The 14,754-nt window shown below is 75.8% G+C and carries 14 protein-coding genes and 1 pseudogene; 10 read left to right on the top strand and 5 right to left on the bottom strand.

What is annotated here, in order from left to right; translation table 11 throughout:
• Positions 1-8: 8 nt before the first annotated feature.
• The 4 genes from ACFPK1_RS13040 (at position 9) to ACFPK1_RS13025 (ending at position 4,620) form a co-directional block, all read left to right on the top strand.
• Positions 9-626: a histidine phosphatase family protein gene (locus ACFPK1_RS13040; protein ID WP_378021364.1), complete on the top strand. Its 618-nt coding sequence runs from the start codon at positions 9-11 to the stop codon at positions 624-626.
• On the top strand, positions 623-1,258 hold the full coding sequence (locus ACFPK1_RS13035; protein ID WP_378021363.1) for a TMEM175 family protein: 636 nt from the start codon (positions 623-625) through the stop codon (positions 1,256-1,258). The genes ACFPK1_RS13040 and ACFPK1_RS13035 overlap by 4 nt, the downstream gene beginning before the upstream one ends.
• A 39-nt stretch (positions 1,259-1,297) precedes the next feature.
• Complete coding sequence (locus ACFPK1_RS13030) at positions 1,298-2,977, top strand: MFS transporter (RefSeq protein ID WP_378021362.1); 1,680 nt, start codon at positions 1,298-1,300, stop codon at positions 2,975-2,977.
• A 92-nt stretch (positions 2,978-3,069) separates the two neighbouring features.
• Positions 3,070-4,620: an amidase gene (locus ACFPK1_RS13025; RefSeq protein ID WP_378021361.1), complete on the top strand. Its 1,551-nt coding sequence runs from the start codon at positions 3,070-3,072 to the stop codon at positions 4,618-4,620.
• 195 nt (positions 4,621-4,815) lie between these two features.
• Here the strand turns inward: ACFPK1_RS13025 and ACFPK1_RS13020 are convergent, their stop codons facing one another.
• Both ACFPK1_RS13020 and ACFPK1_RS13015 read right to left on the bottom strand, forming a co-directional pair.
• A complete protein-coding gene (locus ACFPK1_RS13020; protein ID WP_378021360.1) occupies positions 4,816-5,043 on the bottom strand; it encodes a DUF2630 family protein in 228 nt (75 codons plus the stop codon).
• Between the two features lie 10 nt (positions 5,044-5,053).
• Positions 5,054-7,222, bottom strand: coding sequence for a bifunctional lysylphosphatidylglycerol flippase/synthetase MprF (locus tag ACFPK1_RS13015; protein ID WP_378021359.1), 2,169 nt, complete (start codon positions 7,220-7,222; stop codon positions 5,054-5,056).
• 160 nt (positions 7,223-7,382) lie between these two features.
• Here ACFPK1_RS13015 and ACFPK1_RS13010 point away from each other — a divergent pair, with 160 nt between their 5' ends.
• The 4 genes from ACFPK1_RS13010 to ACFPK1_RS12995 all read left to right on the top strand — a co-directional run bounded on the left by ACFPK1_RS13010 (position 7,383) and on the right by ACFPK1_RS12995 (position 10,152).
• The gene (locus ACFPK1_RS13010) at positions 7,383-8,297 is read left to right on the top strand and encodes a cation diffusion facilitator family transporter (RefSeq protein ID WP_378021358.1); all 915 of its coding nucleotides are present in this window, start codon (positions 7,383-7,385) and stop codon (positions 8,295-8,297) included.
• On the top strand, positions 8,294-8,896 hold the full coding sequence (locus ACFPK1_RS13005; protein ID WP_378021357.1) for a hypothetical protein: 603 nt from the start codon (positions 8,294-8,296) through the stop codon (positions 8,894-8,896). Before ACFPK1_RS13010 ends, ACFPK1_RS13005 begins: the two co-directional genes overlap by 4 nt.
• A gap of 64 nt (positions 8,897-8,960) precedes the next feature.
• Complete coding sequence (locus ACFPK1_RS13000) at positions 8,961-9,764, top strand: helix-turn-helix transcriptional regulator (protein ID WP_378021356.1); 804 nt, start codon at positions 8,961-8,963, stop codon at positions 9,762-9,764.
• 76 nt (positions 9,765-9,840) lie between these two features.
• Complete coding sequence (locus ACFPK1_RS12995) at positions 9,841-10,152, top strand: hypothetical protein (RefSeq protein ID WP_378021355.1); 312 nt, start codon at positions 9,841-9,843, stop codon at positions 10,150-10,152.
• Between the two features lie 6 nt (positions 10,153-10,158).
• Here the strand turns inward: ACFPK1_RS12995 and ACFPK1_RS12990 are convergent, their stop codons facing one another.
• Positions 10,159-11,754: a Na+/H+ antiporter gene (locus ACFPK1_RS12990; RefSeq protein ID WP_378021354.1), complete on the bottom strand. Its 1,596-nt coding sequence runs from the start codon at positions 11,752-11,754 to the stop codon at positions 10,159-10,161.
• Entirely contained in the window at positions 11,751-12,386 is a 636-nt protein-coding gene (locus ACFPK1_RS12985; RefSeq protein WP_378021353.1) for a methyltransferase domain-containing protein, read from the bottom strand. Before ACFPK1_RS12985 ends, ACFPK1_RS12990 begins: the two co-directional genes overlap by 4 nt.
• A gap of 89 nt (positions 12,387-12,475) precedes the next feature.
• Between ACFPK1_RS12985 and ACFPK1_RS12980 the strand changes: the two genes are divergently transcribed.
• Positions 12,476-13,417, top strand: coding sequence for a cation diffusion facilitator family transporter (locus ACFPK1_RS12980; RefSeq protein WP_378021352.1), 942 nt, complete (start codon positions 12,476-12,478; stop codon positions 13,415-13,417).
• A gap of 17 nt (positions 13,418-13,434) precedes the next feature.
• The gene (locus tag ACFPK1_RS12975; RefSeq protein WP_378021351.1) at positions 13,435-13,929 is read left to right on the top strand and encodes a methylated-DNA--[protein]-cysteine S-methyltransferase; all 495 of its coding nucleotides are present in this window, start codon (positions 13,435-13,437) and stop codon (positions 13,927-13,929) included.
• On the opposite strand, the pseudogene ACFPK1_RS12970 reads toward ACFPK1_RS12975, so the two are convergent.
• Positions 13,911-14,754 (bottom strand): annotated as a pseudogene (locus tag ACFPK1_RS12970) (hypothetical protein); the annotation flags it as partial. The gene ACFPK1_RS12975 and the pseudogene ACFPK1_RS12970 overlap by 19 nt on opposite strands.

The following is a 14,754-nucleotide window of genomic DNA, read 5'->3' as shown; positions in this document are numbered from 1 at the left end:
CCGGCCCCGTGACCCAGCTCCTGCTCGTCCGCCACGCGGAGCCCCTGGCCGCCAGCGCGGGGCCCGGCGAGGCGGGCGGCGCCGATCCCGCGCTGTCCGCGCGGGGGGAGGAGCAGGCCGACCGCTTCGCGAAGTGGCTCGCCGGCGCGCCCGAGCGCGAGGACGTCGCCGAGATCGTGACCTCGACGATGCGGCGCGCCCGCCAGAGCGCGGCACCGTCGGTGCGGCTGCTCGGGACCCCGGAGCCGGTGACCGTCGAGGACCTGTGCGAGTTCGACCGCGGCCGGGCGAGCTACCGCCCCGTGCACCTGCGCGACGACGCCGACGAGGACTGGCAGGCCATCCGCTCCGGCGTCTTCCCGTCCTACGTCGACGGCCCGGCGTTCACGGCCCGGGTGACCGGCGCCCTCGACGCGATCGCGGCGCGCCAGGAGCCGCGGGCCACCGCGGTGGTCGTCTGCCACGCCGGGGTGGTCAACACCTACGTCACGTCGATCCTGGGCATCGCGCGGCCGCTGGTGTTCCCGCTCCACCACACCTCGGTGACGCGGGTGCTGATCTCCCGGTCGGGGGCGCGGCGGGTCAGATCGGTGAACGAGACGCAGCACCTGGCGGGGATGCTGTGACCGCGGGGGAGCCGGCGCCGCAGCGGGACTGGCTCGGCCCCGAACGCCTGCTCGCCTTCAGCGACGGCGTCGTCGCCATCGGGCTGACGCTGCTCGTGCTCCCGCTGGCCGAGCTCGTCCCGGACGCCGAGGAGCCCCACGGCTCCGGTCTGGAGATCATCACCGAGAACCTCGCGCCCATCGGCAGCTTCGCGCTGAGCTTCGCGGTGATCGCGCGGTTCTGGGCGGCGCACCACCGGGTCTTCGACGACGCGCCGCGGGTGAGCCCGCTGCTCGTCTGGGTCAACACCGTCTGGCTCTTCACGATCGTCGTGATGCCGTTCCCCACCGAGATGGTCGGGACGTTCCCCGACGACGCGTTCACGCTGCGGTTCTACGTGGGGACGCTGTTCGCGAGCAGCGCCCTGCTGACGGTGATGACGTTCCTCGTCCAGCGCTCGCGCGCCCCCGCCGACCGGGGGTTGAAGCACGGGTCGGGAGGCACCGGCGCCGTGCTCCTGCTGATCTTCCTCGTGACGCTGGTGGCGCCGCAGCTCGGGTACTGGCCGCTCCTGCTGCTGTTCCTCAGCGGGCCCGCGGAGGCGCTGCTGGCCCCGCGCGTCGAGCGGCTCCTGCGGCGCGCGCGGAACTAGATCCTTGAACCCCGCGCGGGCGTGCACGACGCTGCGACCATGACCACGTCGGCGACCCCGCGCGCCGGGCAGCGGATGGTCCTCGCGGCGATGACGCTCGCCAACGCGATGATCCTGGTCGACCAGACGGCGGTCCCGCTGGCGCTGCCCGACATCGCCCGGGACTTCGGGGTGAGCTCGCTGCTGGTGCAGTGGGTGCTCACCGCGAGCCTCCTCCCGCTGGCCGGCCTGCTCGTGCTGGGCGGGCGGCTCGGCGACCTGCTCGGACGCCGGCGGGTGTTCCTGCTCGGCTCGGTGGTGTTCGCGGGCGCGTCCGCCGTCGGTGGCGTGGCCCCGGACTTCACCGTCCTCATCATCGCACGGGTCCTGCAGGGGGCGGGCGGCGCGATGATGCTGCCCGCGACCGTGGCCATCCTGAGCAGCGCGTTCGACGCCGACCAGCGGGGCCGCGCGCTCGGCGCGATGGGCGGGATCGCGGCGACCGCGGGCGCCCTCGGCCCCACGCTCGGCGGGGTGCTGACCTCGGCGCTGAGCTGGCGCGCCGTGCTGCTGATCAACCTGCCCCTGCTCGCGGTGACCCTGTGGGCGACGCTGCGGTCGGTGCCGCCGGACCCGCCGCGGCGCCGGGGCGTCCACGTCGACCTGCCGGGCGCGGCCCTGCTCGGCCTGGTGCTCGTCGGCCTCGTGTTCGGGCTCGCGCAGACGACCACCGAGGGCTGGACCGCGCCCGACGTCGTCGTCTCGCTGGTCGTGGCCGTGCTCGCCGCGGTGCTGTTCGTGGTCCGGGAGCGCCGCGTCGACGACCCCCTGCTCGACCTCGGCCTGCTGGCCCGCAGCCGGGACTACCGGGGGGCGACGATCGCGCAGGCCCTCGCCGGCATGGCGGAGATGGGCCTCGGGCTGATCCTGCCGCTCGCGCTCGTGCTCAACCTGCGGATGGACCCGGCCGTCGCGGGCCTCGCGCTGCTGGCCACCACGGTGCCGATGGTCGCCATCGCCCCGCTGGTGGGCCGCTGGTACGACCGCGCCGGCGGGCGTCCGCCGCTGGTGGTGGGGTTCTCGCTGCTCGCGGTCTCCGGGGTCCTGCTCGCGCTCGGCATCCCGGGCAACGACTTCTGGTCGCTGCTGCCGGGGCTCGTCGTCTACGGGATCGGGCTCGCGGTGGTGCTCACCGTCAACGACCCGGTCAGCCTCGACACCGTGCCCGAGGGCGACCACGGGCAGGCCTCCGGGGTGTCCGCGACGGCGGAGCAGGGCGGCGGGGCCGTCGGGATCGCGCTGCTCTACGCCCTGCTCCACCTCACCTACATCTCGTCGCTGGTCGACGGCGTCGCCGAGCGCGGGCTCCCGCCGCTGACGCCCGAGCGCGGCATCGAGCTGCGCGACGCGCTCGCGGACGCCCAGCAGACCGGCCTGGTGCCGCGCACGTTCGACCCCCGGGTCGCCGAGTACCTCGAGGTCGCCGAACGGGCCTCCGACCAGGGCTACGTCGCCGCGTTCCTCGCGGTCACCGTCCTCGCGGTGATCGGCGCCGTGACCTCGGCCTGGCTCGTCCGCCGGCCGCAGGGCCCCGCCACCGAGGCCGCCGGGACCGCGGTGCCCGAGACGGAGTGGGGCGCGGACGCCCCGGAGCCGGGCACCGGACGCGCGCACCGGCACCCGGTCCGCCCCGCCCGCATCCCGTCGACGGCGGCCCGGACGCCGACGGTGCCCGACTGATCGCCACCGTCACCCGCTCGTGACCCGCGGGGCCCCGGCCGTCCCTACGGTGGGTCTCCCGCCACCGCCGCTCCCGACCCCGAGGAGACGCCGTGCCCGTCACGCCACCCACCCCCGAAGAGCTCGCCGCCCTCGCCGAGCGCGACCGCCTGGGCCTCGACCCCGAAGGGCTGGCGGCGTTCGCCCCGCTGGTCGGCGGGTCCTTCGGCGCGTACGACCGCGTCGAGGAGCTGTGGGCGGCGCAGGCACCGGTGGCCCCGCAGCGGGAGTGGTCGTGGCCCGCGGCGGGCGAGAACCCGTGGGGCGCCTGGTACGCGCGCTGCCGGGTCGAGGGCGCGCCCGAGGGCCCGCTGGCCGGGCGCACCGTCGCGGTGAAGGACAACACCGCGGTGGCCGGCGTGCCGATGGCCAACGGCTCGCGGCTCGTCGACGGCTTCGTCCCGGCGCGCGACGCGACCGTCGTGACGCGCCTGCTCGAGGCCGGCGCCACCGTCACCGGCAAGTCGGTCTGCGAGGACCTCTGCTTCTCCGGCGGCAGCCACACCTCTCACACCGGTCCCGTGCGCAACCCCTGGGACCCGAGCCGGACCACCGGCGGCTCGTCCAGCGGGAGCGCGGCCCTGCTCGCGGCGGGCGAGGTCGACCTCGCGACCGGCGGCGACCAGGGCGGCTCGGTGCGCATGCCGGCCGCGATGAGCGGGATCGTCGGCCACAAGCCCACCCACGGCCTCGTGCCCTACACCGGAGCCTTCCCCATCGAGGCGACCATCGACCACCTCGGCCCCATGACCCGCACGGTCACCGACGCCGCGCTCGCCCTCGGGATCATGGCGGGCCCCGACGGCCTCGACCCCCGCCAGCCCGACGCCGTGGTGCCCGTCGACTACCTCGCCGAGATCGCCCGCGGGGCCGAGGGCCTGCGCGTCGGCGTCGTCACCGAGGGCTTCGGGATCGAGGGGCTCTCCGCGCCGGGCGTCGACGCGAGCGTGCGCGCGGCCATCGAGGTCCTCGCCGGCCTGGGGCTCGCCGTCGACGAGATCTCGGTGCCCTGGCACCGGCACGCGTTCGACGTGTGGACGGTCGTCGCCACCGACGGCGTCGTCGCCCAGATGATCGAGGGCAACGGCTACGGCCTGAACTGGGACGGGCTCTACGACCCGGACCTCATCGCGCACTACGGGCGGCGCCGTGCCGACGGCGGGCACCTCTTCTCGCCGACGGTGAAGATGGTGACGATGGCCGGGCGCCACGCCCTGACCCGCGAGCACGGCCGGCACTACGCCATGGCGCGCAACCTGCTGCCCACCGCCCGCGCGGCCTACGACACGGCCCTGGCCGACCACGACGTGCTGGTCATGCCGACCGTGCCGATCCTGCCGAGCGTGATCCCCGCAGACGACGCCCCGGTCGGCGAGAGCATCGCCCGCGCGCTCGAGATGATCGTCAACACGGCGCCCACCGACGTCACCGGCCACCCCGCGACGTCCGTGCCCGCGTCCCTCGCCGACGGCCTGCCGGTCGGCATGATGATCATCGGTCGGCGCTTCGACGACGCCACCTGCCTGCGCGTCGCCCACGCCTTCGAGCAGGCGGTCGGCGGGTTCCCCTCGCCGCACGTGGCGTCGGCGGTGCCGACGGGCTGAGCCGCCCGGCCCCGAGGTTCTGAGCGAAGGACACCTTCGGTCGGATAGACGGGCGAGGGGCACCCTTCGCCGGAATGCGGAGCCGGCGAGGCCCCGCGAGCGGCACGTCCGGCCCGATCGACGGGCTCGGCGACCTACCCCCGTGAGTCCCCGACCCCTCCGCCCTGCGCGAACACCGCTCGTGCGGAGGGAGGCCTACTGCAGGTAGTCGTGCACCTGCTTCGCGGTCGCCTCGCCCGGGTCGCCACCGAAGTCGCGGCCCGCGCGCCGGCGGCGCAGGGCGTCCCAGCACTGGTCGAGCTGCTCCTCGATCTGCGCCAGGCGCGCCCGGTCGTCGTCGTTGATCGCCTCCCCGTGGCCCCGCAGCCGGTGCTCCTCGTCGACCAGCGCGTGGATGGTGCCCAGGGTGTCGTCGTCCGCCATGACGCCGAGCCTAGCTCCGGACCAGGGCGACGAGATCGCGGACGCGGGCGTCGGGCAGGTAGGCGCGCCCGATGCCGATCCCGACGCGGGGGAGGTCCGCCTCGTCGCGGTAGACGAGGAACATCGGCGCGTAGCGCGGCTGGAACTTCGCCTTGAACGTGTGCAGCGAGCGGAAGCCGTAGTAGGGCTCGAGCAGCTCGCCCATGCGGTCGAGCACGCGGTCGAGGACGTGCTCGCCCTCCACCTCGTCCCCGGCCCGGGCCAGCGGCGCGCCCGACAGCGACAGGAACCGGGCGCCCTCGGCCTGGAAGGTCAGGCACGCCGACGCGATGAGGTACTCGACGACCGCGCGGAACCCCTCCTGGCGGCGGCGCATGACGTCGAGGGTCCAGCCCACGACGACGTCGTCCGGCCCGTACACCGGCAGCCACGAGGTGACGCCGTGGACGGTGCCCTCGGCGTCGACCGCGAGGCCGGTGCGCACCTCCGGGTCGAGGGCCTCCTCGACGCCGCCGAGGGTGAAGCCCATCTCGGGCAGGCCCTTGTCGCCGACCCACTCCTCGGAGATCGCCCGGACCTGCGCGACGATCGCCCGCGGCTCCTCGGCGAGGTGCACCATCCGGTGGGAGATCCCCGCCTTGCCGGCGCGGTTGAAGGCGCTGCGCACGTTCTGCCAGGGCTTGCCCTTGAACTCGAGGCCCTCGAGGTCGATCAGCGTGTCCTCGGCGACCTGCAGCGAGCGCCAGCCGTCGGCGCGGGCGGCGTCGGCGAGCGCCTCGGTGGTCGAGAACAGGCACGGCACCCAGCCCGACCGCTCCGCGAGGGCCCGGAAGTCCTCGAGCGCCGCGGTGCGGTCGGCCGGGGCGACGATCGGGTCGCCGAGCGCCACGGCGACGCCGGCGTGCACCCGGTACGCCGTGACGCCGTCGGCGTGCTCGAGGTACCGGTTCTCCGGCCACGTCGTCATCCACGACAGCGTCGACCCGCCGTGGCGGTGCAGGGCGTCGCGCGCGACCTCGGGGCCGGTCGCGGCCCCGCCGCCGCGCCGGCGCAGGCGCCGCCGCGACGGGACGGCGAACGCGTGCCGCCCGGCGACCAGCCACACGAGCAGCGCCGACCACAGCACGGCGTTCGGCACGAAGACCGCGAGGCCGACGAGCTCGACCTGGTCCATCTGGCCGGTGAGCTGCGCCCAGATCACCACACCGATCACGAACAGCCCGACCAGCAGGTAGAAGCCGCCGAGCACGAGCCCCGCCAGCCACGCGAGCCGGCGCCCGCGCCGCAGCCCGGCGGCGAGCAGCAGCGAGATCACGACCGACACCAGGGTCTCGACCGGCGTCGAGTCCGACGCCGTGTCGCCCAGCGGCCCGGCGACGGGCACCAGGAGGGTCAGCACGCGGATCACCGCGATGGCGACGAGCCCCGCCGCGGCCACGAGCCGCCACTCGCGGCGTCCCGGCCGGCCCGACGGCGCGGCGCCCGCGCCCGCGATGCGGTGGCCCAGCGGCAGCGCGACGGCGAGCGCGAGCGTGTGCGCCGTGTCGGCGAGGTGCCCGAGGAACAGCAGCCCGACCAGCGCGACCCCGACGAGCGCCAGCCGCAGCCGCAGGCGCCACGGCGCGCCCAGCGTCGCGGAGGCGACCGCGAGCACGGCGAGCACGCCGGTCGACAGGCCGCCGGTCAGCGCGCCCGCGAGCCCGACCGCCCACACCCAGCCGGTGGCGGCCAGCGCGACGACGATCCCGAGCGCCACGAGCACGGCCGCGAGCTGGGCGACCACGAGCACGACCGCGGTGCGGCCCGACCCCAGCCGGCCCTCGGCCCACCCCAGGCCGACGACGGCGAGGAGGAGCCCGAGCAGCGCGCCCACCGGGTGGGCGCCGACGAGCGCCGCCGACAGGGGCGTCCACCAGTGGCCCTCGGCGAGCGCGGGCACCCCGGTGGCGACCGCGGACGCCCACGAGCGCTCCGCCAGCGGGGTCCAGAACGCGCCGGTCGCGATGCCGCCGACGAGCATCAGCAGCGTCGTCACCGTGGTCACCGGCCGCCAGCGGGCGATCCCGGCGGCGCGCGCCCGGACGGCCGCGAGCCGCTCGTCGCCCGCCTCGTCCCCGGTGCTCTCCGTGAGCTCCTGGTCGACCGGGTCCGTCGGCTCGGGCGGGGCGGTCGCCGTCATGGGTTCTCCTGGACTGTCACGTTGCGCTGTCGAGCGACGGCATCGTGCGGCTGAACGGGTGAGCTTCGCGACGAGTGTCCGTCCCGTCGACCCCGAAGACAATCCTCTGGGTGATCGAAAGTCTCGACGTGGCGGCCCGTGGCAGGCCACGATCAACGCCGTGGGGACCGAGACGGGCGAGGACGCGCGTGACCGGCGCCTGCTGCTCCTGTCGGTGTGGGCGTCCGCCGCGTTCGCCGTGCTGGCCTCGGTGTGGGGCGTGCTCAGCGACTCCTCGATGATCGTCTTCGACGGCCTCTCGTCGTTCGCGAGCATCGGGCTCTCGATGCTGGCCGTCGTCGCGCTGCGGACCTCCCGGCGCGGGCCCGACGAGCGCTACCCGTGGGGCCGCGAGGTCTGGGAGCCGCTGGTCGTGGTGATCAAGGCGGTCGCGCTCGCCGCGCTGTGCGTCTACGCCGTGGTCGGGGGGATCACCGACCTCCTCAACGGCGGGCGCGAGGTCTCGACGGGCTGGGCGCTCGGCTACGCGGTCCTCGCCACGGTCGCGGGCACCGTCGTCACCCTGATCATGCGCCGCGGGGGGCGCTCGGACCTCGTGCGGGCCGAGGCCGCGGAGTGGGTCGGCGACACCCTGCTCTCGGTCGGGGTGCTCATCGGCTTCGTCATCGCGGTCGTGCTGGTCTCCGCCGGCCGCCCCGACCTCGCCGCCTACGTCGACCCGGCGATGGTCGTGGTGGTGTCGCTGCTGTTCCTGCGCATCCCGGCGCGGCTGGTCGGCACCGGGATGCGGGAGATCCTCTCGATGTCGCCGCCCGCGGACACGCAGGCCGACCTCGGCGCGGCGGTCGAGGCGGTCCGCGAGCAGTTCGGGCTCGCCGAGGCGTTCCTGCGGGCGTCGAAGGTGGGCGGCCGCGTCGACGTCGAGGTCGACTACGTGGTGGGGGAGGGATCGTCCGTGGTCACGGTGGCCGACGGGGACGTCGTGCGGCAGGCCCTGCACGACCGGCTGGAGGCGCTCGGCCACGAGCGCTCGGTGGTCGTCGCGTTCACGGCCGATCGGCGGTGGGCCCAGTGAGCCGGGCCGAGGAGCTGGTGGTGCACCTGGGCCGGCCCGAGGACCTGCTGACCGTCGAGCCGACCGACCTGTTCGACGACGACGTCGCGCGGACCGTCCCGGGCGCCGAGGAGCTGTTCGAGGTGCTCCTCGCCCGCCGCCGGCCCGGGCGCGCCGGTGGCCGCGTCGTCGTGACCCTGCCGGCCGCCGACCTGGGGACCGAGCCGGACGCGGTCGCCGCGCGGCTGGCCGCGGGGCTGCGGCGGTGGTGCACGCGGCGCCTCGAGAGCGTCGGGCGCGACTCCGGGCTCCAGCGACGGCTGGCGGTCGCCGCCCTGCGCCCGGGGATCCCGCTCTTCCTCGTCGGGCTGCTCTTCTCGACCGACTTCCTCGCCCCCGACGTCCCGGAGTTCTTCCAGGAGCTGCTCGGCAACGGCGTCTTCCTCGTGATCGCCTGGATCGGGCTCTGGTACCCGCTGGACTCGCTGTTCTTCGCGCGCCTGCCCCTGAAGCGCCAGCGGCGCGCGCTCGAGGTGCTGCGGGCGATGCCGCTGGAGGCCCACCCCCGCCCCTCGGCCGAACGAGTGGTTGCGCGCGACGCTTCGGGTGACGGCGGGTAGCGACCACCCCGCCGACCGGAGGACCCTTCTCGCGCGCGAGGGTCACAGGGGGACGGGGTCGGCGATGGAGACCATCCAGCGTGAAGGGGAGTGGCTGGACCTCGTCGCGGACCTCATCACGCGCCCGCTGACCTGCTGGCCGGTCGACCGCATCCTGCCTCTGCTCGGGCGGTCGTTCGGCGCCCCGGCGAGCACGTACTACGCCCAGGAGCCGGGCGGGCCGATCGAGCAGCGGGGATGGCCCCCCGACCTGTACGTCGACCGGCTCGACGACGCGCTGCGGTGGGGCCGGGAGCGGGCGCCCTTCGACCACCCGCTCCTGCGCTACTACCTCGCGACCGGCCGCGGCGAGGCCATGCAGATCGCCGAGGTGCCCGAGCGGTTCGCCGACCGCCACGTCCACGAGCGCTGGCGCGCCGCCTGCGAGGACGTCTTCGGCGTCGACGTCGTCGCGCAGGTGTCCCTGCCCGTGTGCCTGGACGAGGGCACCAACCGGTCGTTCCTGGTCGGGCGGGTCGACGCGTACTCGCCGGAGGAGATGGACCTGCTGCGGCGCCTGCAGCGCGTGTTCGTGGGGCTGGACCGCCAGATCGCCGCGCACGCCCGGTGGTCGGCACGGACCGGGGCCGGCGCCGTCCCCACCGCCGAGGCGGTCGGGCTCACGCCGCGGGAGAGCGTCGTGCTCGACATGCTGGCGACCGGCGCCACCGCCCGGGCGATCGCCCGCCGCCTCACCGTGGGGGAGCGGACCGTCCAGAAGCACCTGCAGCGGGTGTACGCGAAGCTCGGTGTCGCCGACCGCCTGGCCGCCGTGCAGCGCGCCCAGCTCCTGGGCCTGCTGCCGGCGCCGCTCGCGGGGCGTACGTAGATCCCGCCCCTGTCGCGCCCGTCACGTCCCGTCGCCAATGGGGGCCACCACCACATCCCGGCCCCGGGAGGCCCCCGTGCTCGCCACCACCGACATCCGCGCCCGCCTCGACGACTGCCGCGCCAAGACCGCCACCGCCATGCGCGACACCGAGGGCGACCGAGGAGCCTCGGTCGTCACCGTCGCCGTGGTGCGGGAGTTCCTCAGCAAGGCCGACAAGGCGGGTCTGACCCCGGACGAGGGGACCCGCGACGCGGTGATCGAGCTCGAGCAGGCCGCCGACAGCGCGAAGGCGGCCGCCGCGGCGGACCCGGGCCTCGGTGGGGCGGCCCGGGAATCCGTCGAGGCCGCGCACCTCGCGATCTGCATCCTCAAGACCGAGGTGTGAGGCACCTCAGCGGTCCAGCATCGCCTCCTCGTAGTCCAGCTCGCGCAGCATGTCGCGCAGGATGCCCTCGTCGATGCGGCCCATGTCGCGGAAGCGCACGAACGTCTCGCGCTCGGCGCCCAGCATCGCGCGGCGCAGCCGGGTGAACGCGACCGAGGGCGCCTCGCCGATCTCCTCGTCGGGGCGCCCGAGGCGTTCCCACGCGCCGTTGGAGCGGTGCTGGGCCCAGGTCCGCAGCTGCTCGGTGACGTGCTGCGGGGTGTGCTCGTCGGTGAGCTCGTCGAGCCGGCCCAGCGCGGCCTCGGCGGCCGCCTGCTTCGCCGCGGCCTCGTCGAGCACGTCGCGCTGCGCGCCCTTGTCGCGGACGTGCAGGCGCCGGATGAGCGTCGGCAGCGTCAGCCCCTGCAGCAGCAGGGTGCCGACGGTGACGACGAACGCGGCGAACACCACGACGTTGTAGCCGGGCATGGCCGGGTCGCCGCCGATGCCGTGCGGGATCGCGAACGCCGCGGCCAGCGTCACCACCCCGCGCATGCCGGCCCAGGAGATGACGAACGGGACCCGCCAGGACACCGGGGGACCGCGCCGCCGGACCTTCGGCAGCACGCGCGGGAGGTAGATCGTCGGGAAGACCCAGGCGAAGCGGGCGAGCACGGTCACCGCGAGCAGGGCCAGCGACACCAGCACGATACGCAGGCTGTCGGCGCCGAGGCCGTCGTAGACGATCCGCAGCTGCAGCCCGATCAGCGCGAACACCAGCGCCTCGAGCAGCGTGTCCAGCGCCTTCCAGACCGCCTGGTCCTGCAGGCGGGTGGCGTAGCCGGCCTCGGTGGCCTTGTGCCCGAGGTAGAGCCCGGCGATGACCACCGCGAGCACGCCGGAGGTGTGCAGCTCCTCGGCGAGCAGGTAGATCGCGAACGGGACGAGCAGGCCGACCGAGCTCTCGAGTACGCCGTCGTCGAGCATCATCCGCACGCGGTGCAGCAGCCAGCCCGCCGCGCCGCCGATCGCGACGCCGCCGACCGCCGCCAGGGCGAACTCGCCCAGACCGGCGAGGACCGTCGCGCCGGTGCTGACGGCCGTCGGCGCGATCGCGGCGGCCAGCAGGACCCGGAACAGGGTGAGCGCCGTCGCGTCGTTGAGCAGGCTCTCGCCCTCGAGGATCGTCATGATCCGGCGCTGGAGCCCCAGGCGGCGCCCGATCGACGCGGCGGCGACGGCGTCCGGCGGGGCCACCACCGCGCCCAGCACCAGCGCGCTCGCCAGCGGCAGCTCGGGCACCAGCAGCCACGCCGCGACCCCGACGACCGCCGTCGTGAAGACGACCAGCCCGACCGCGAGCTGGCTGATCCGCCGCAGGTTCTCGCGCAGGCGCAGCGTCGAGCTCTCCAGCGCCGCCGAGTACAGCAGCGGCGGGAGCACGAGGAACAGCACGAGGTCGGGGTCGAGGGGCACGGTCGGGACGCCCGGGACGAACGACATCGCGAGCCCGAGCACGACGAGCACCAGCGGCGCCGAGAACGAGAACCGGCGCGCGAGCGCCGTCACCCCGAGGGCGACGACGAAGACGACGAGCAGGGTCGGTCCGGTGTGCTCGCTCACGACACGGATCGCCGGTGCACGCTGACGGCGTAGCCGCCGCCCTCGTAGGGCTCGTCGCCGTCCCAGTCGGCGGTGCGCGCCTGCAGGGCGAGGCCGGCGGCGGCGCACGCCTCGTCGTAGGCGTCGAGGCCCGGGAACGGCACGTCGTCGGGCAGCGTGAAGGGCACGTGGTCGGCGTCGAGACCGAACCCGGCGACGAGCAGGCCGCCCGGGCGCAGGTGCCCCGCGAGGTTCGCGACGACCGCGGCGTGGGTGCCGGGCGTGAGCAGCGGCCACAGGTTGCCGGCGGCCACGACGGCGTCGACGGGGTGGTCGAGGTGCAGGGCGTCCGGGTCGGCGAGGTCGACGAGGCGCCAGTCGAGGTCCGGAGCCGCCGCGCGGGCCTCCGCGAGCATCGACGCGTCGAGGTCGACGCCGACCACCCGGTGCCCGAGGCGGGCGAGGTGGATCGCGACGCGCCCGGTGCCGCACCCGGCGTCGACGACGTCGGCGCTGCGCCCGCCGAGCAGCGCGTGCACGCGGCGCGCCTCCCCGTGCAGGTCGACGCCCTGCTCCTCGAGCGCCGCGAAGCGCGCGGCGTAGCCGGGACCGGCCGTCCCGCCGGTGACGGCGAGCCAGGGGTTGACGTCCACCGGCACACTCTAGGACCGGTGTGAGCCCACGGTGAGGCCTGCGGCACGTCGTGTGTCCCATGCGAAACCGTGCATGTATCGTCGGCGGCGTGGGACACGGCCATGGTCACGGCAGCGGCGGCGACGACCGCCGGCGCCTCGGCCTCGCGCTCGGCGTCACCGCCCTCGTCGCGCTCGTCGGCGCCGTCGGGGCGGTCCTCACCGGCTCGCTCGCGCTGCTCGCCGACCTGGGCCACGTCGCCACCGACGTCGTCGCCCTCGCCACCGCCCTCGTCGCCTCCGCGCTCGCCGTGCGCCCCCCGAGCCGCCGGCGGACCTTCGGGCTCGGCCGGGCCGAGGTGCTCGGCGCCGCGGTCAACGCCGTGCTGCTGCTGGGCGTCACGGTGTGGGTCGCGATCGAGGCCGTCGAGCGGATCGCCGTGCCCACCGAGGTGCCCGGCGGCGGCCTGCTCTTCTACGGCGTCGTCGGCCTGGTCGGCAACATCGTGTCGCTCGTGGTCCTGCAGCGCGGCAGCGGCGGGATGAACGTCCGCGGCGCGGCGCTGCACGTGCTCGGCGACGCGCTGGGCTCGGTGGCGGTGCTGGCCGCGGCGGTGGTCGTGCTGACCACGGGCTGGGCGTACGCCGACACCGTCGCCTCCCTGGTGATCGTGGCGATCCTCCTGCCGCGCACCGTCGCGCTGCTGCGCGAGACCGGGCACGTCCTGCTCGAGGGCGCGCCGGCGGGCATCGACGTCGACGACGTGCACGCCGCCCTGCTGGGCGTCGAGGACGTCGCCGAGGTCCACGACCTGCACGTCTGGGCCATCAACGACCGCAGCCCCGCCGTCTCGGCGCACCTCGTGATCTCCGCGGACGGCTGCGCGACCGCCGACTGCGGCGAGCACGGCGTGCTCGACCGGGCGACCACGGTGCTGCGCGACCGCTTCGGCCTGCACCACAGCACGCTGCAGATCGAGGCCGTCGAGCACGCCGACCACGAGGAGTCGTGCACCCCGCTGCCCCCCGTGGAGGCCGTCCGGGAGCGGTAGCTGGTTGGCTGGACGTCGTGACCGTCACGCACACGGTGCTCGACAGCCCGCTCGGTCCGCTGACGCTGCGCGCGCACGACGGCGTGCTGTCCGGGCTGTACATGACCGAGCACCGGCACGGGCCCGCCGCCGACACCCTCGGCGCCCGCGACGACGACGGCCTGCCCGCCGCGCGCGAGCAGCTCGCCGCGTACTTCGCCGGCGACCTCGTCGACTTCGACCTCGCGACGACCGCGAGCGGCACCGCCTTCCAGCAGCGCGTGTGGGCGGCGCTGCGCGAGATCCCCTACGGCGCGACCGTGAGCTACGGCGAGCTCGCCACCGCGATCGGGCAGCCGACCGCGGTGCGTGCGGTGGGCCTCGCCAACGGCCGCAACCCGATCAGCATCGTCGTGCCCTGCCACCGCGTCGTCGGCGCGACCGGGTCGCTGACCGGCTACGGCGGCGGCGTCGAGCGCAAGCGCGCCCTGCTCGACCTCGAGGCCCGCGGGGCTCAGCTGCGCTCGGGCTGAGTCCGCTCGTCTTGGGACCGGGCTTCCTGGGACCGGGCCGCCTCGCCGTCCGGGTCGAACCACGGGTGGCCGGCCGACGCCGCGACGCCGTTGCCGGCGGGGACCACCTCGGCGGGGTCCTCGGCGGGGTCGTCGGTCTGGTCCTCGACGGGCTCGTCGGCAGGCTCGTCGACGGCCTCGTCGGCGGGCTCGTCGTCCGTCTCCTCCGTCCCCTCCAGGACCTCGGGGTCCGCGTCGGCCACGGGCTCCTCGTCGACGTCCTCACCGGGCGGGGGCGCCGGCTCCTCGGCTGCCGCCTCGTCGTCGATCGCTGGGGCTTCCGGGGCTTCCGGGGCTTCCGGGGCCTCCGGGGGCTCCGGGGGCTCCGGGGGCTCGGCGGGCTCGGCGGGCTCGGCGACGCCCTCCAGGTAGCCCGGGTACTCGGTGGTCTCCGTGTCCGCGCCGTCGTCGGGCTCGCCGGCGCCGTCCGGGGCGTCCTGCAGGTAGCCCGGGTAGTGCTCGTCCTCCGGGTCGGCGGCGGCCTCGGGGGTCTGCTCGGGGGTCTCCTCGGCCTGCTCGTCCGGGGCCGGGGCCGGGGGCGTGCCGTAGGCGGCGAAGGTCTCGGTGTCGGCGGGCTCGTCCCCGTCCGGTGCGCCCGCGTCCTGGACGGGCAGCGGGACCGAGGGGAGCGGCGGGCCGGAGGGATCGGGGCCGGGCGGCATCCCGGGCGGCGGGGGACCGGCCGGACGGGCGGGCGGAGGACCGACCGCGGGCCGCGGGCCGGTGGGCGGGCCACCGCGCGGCGGCGCAGCGGGCGCGGGCGCGGCGGCCGCGCCGAGCCCCACG

This window comes from Actinomycetospora rhizophila, from assembly GCF_042657905.1.
Lineage (GTDB): Bacteria > Actinomycetota > Actinomycetes > Mycobacteriales > Pseudonocardiaceae > Actinomycetospora > Actinomycetospora rhizophila.
Note: the sequence above shows the minus strand (reverse complement) of the source record. Positions and strands in the feature narration are given on the sequence as shown.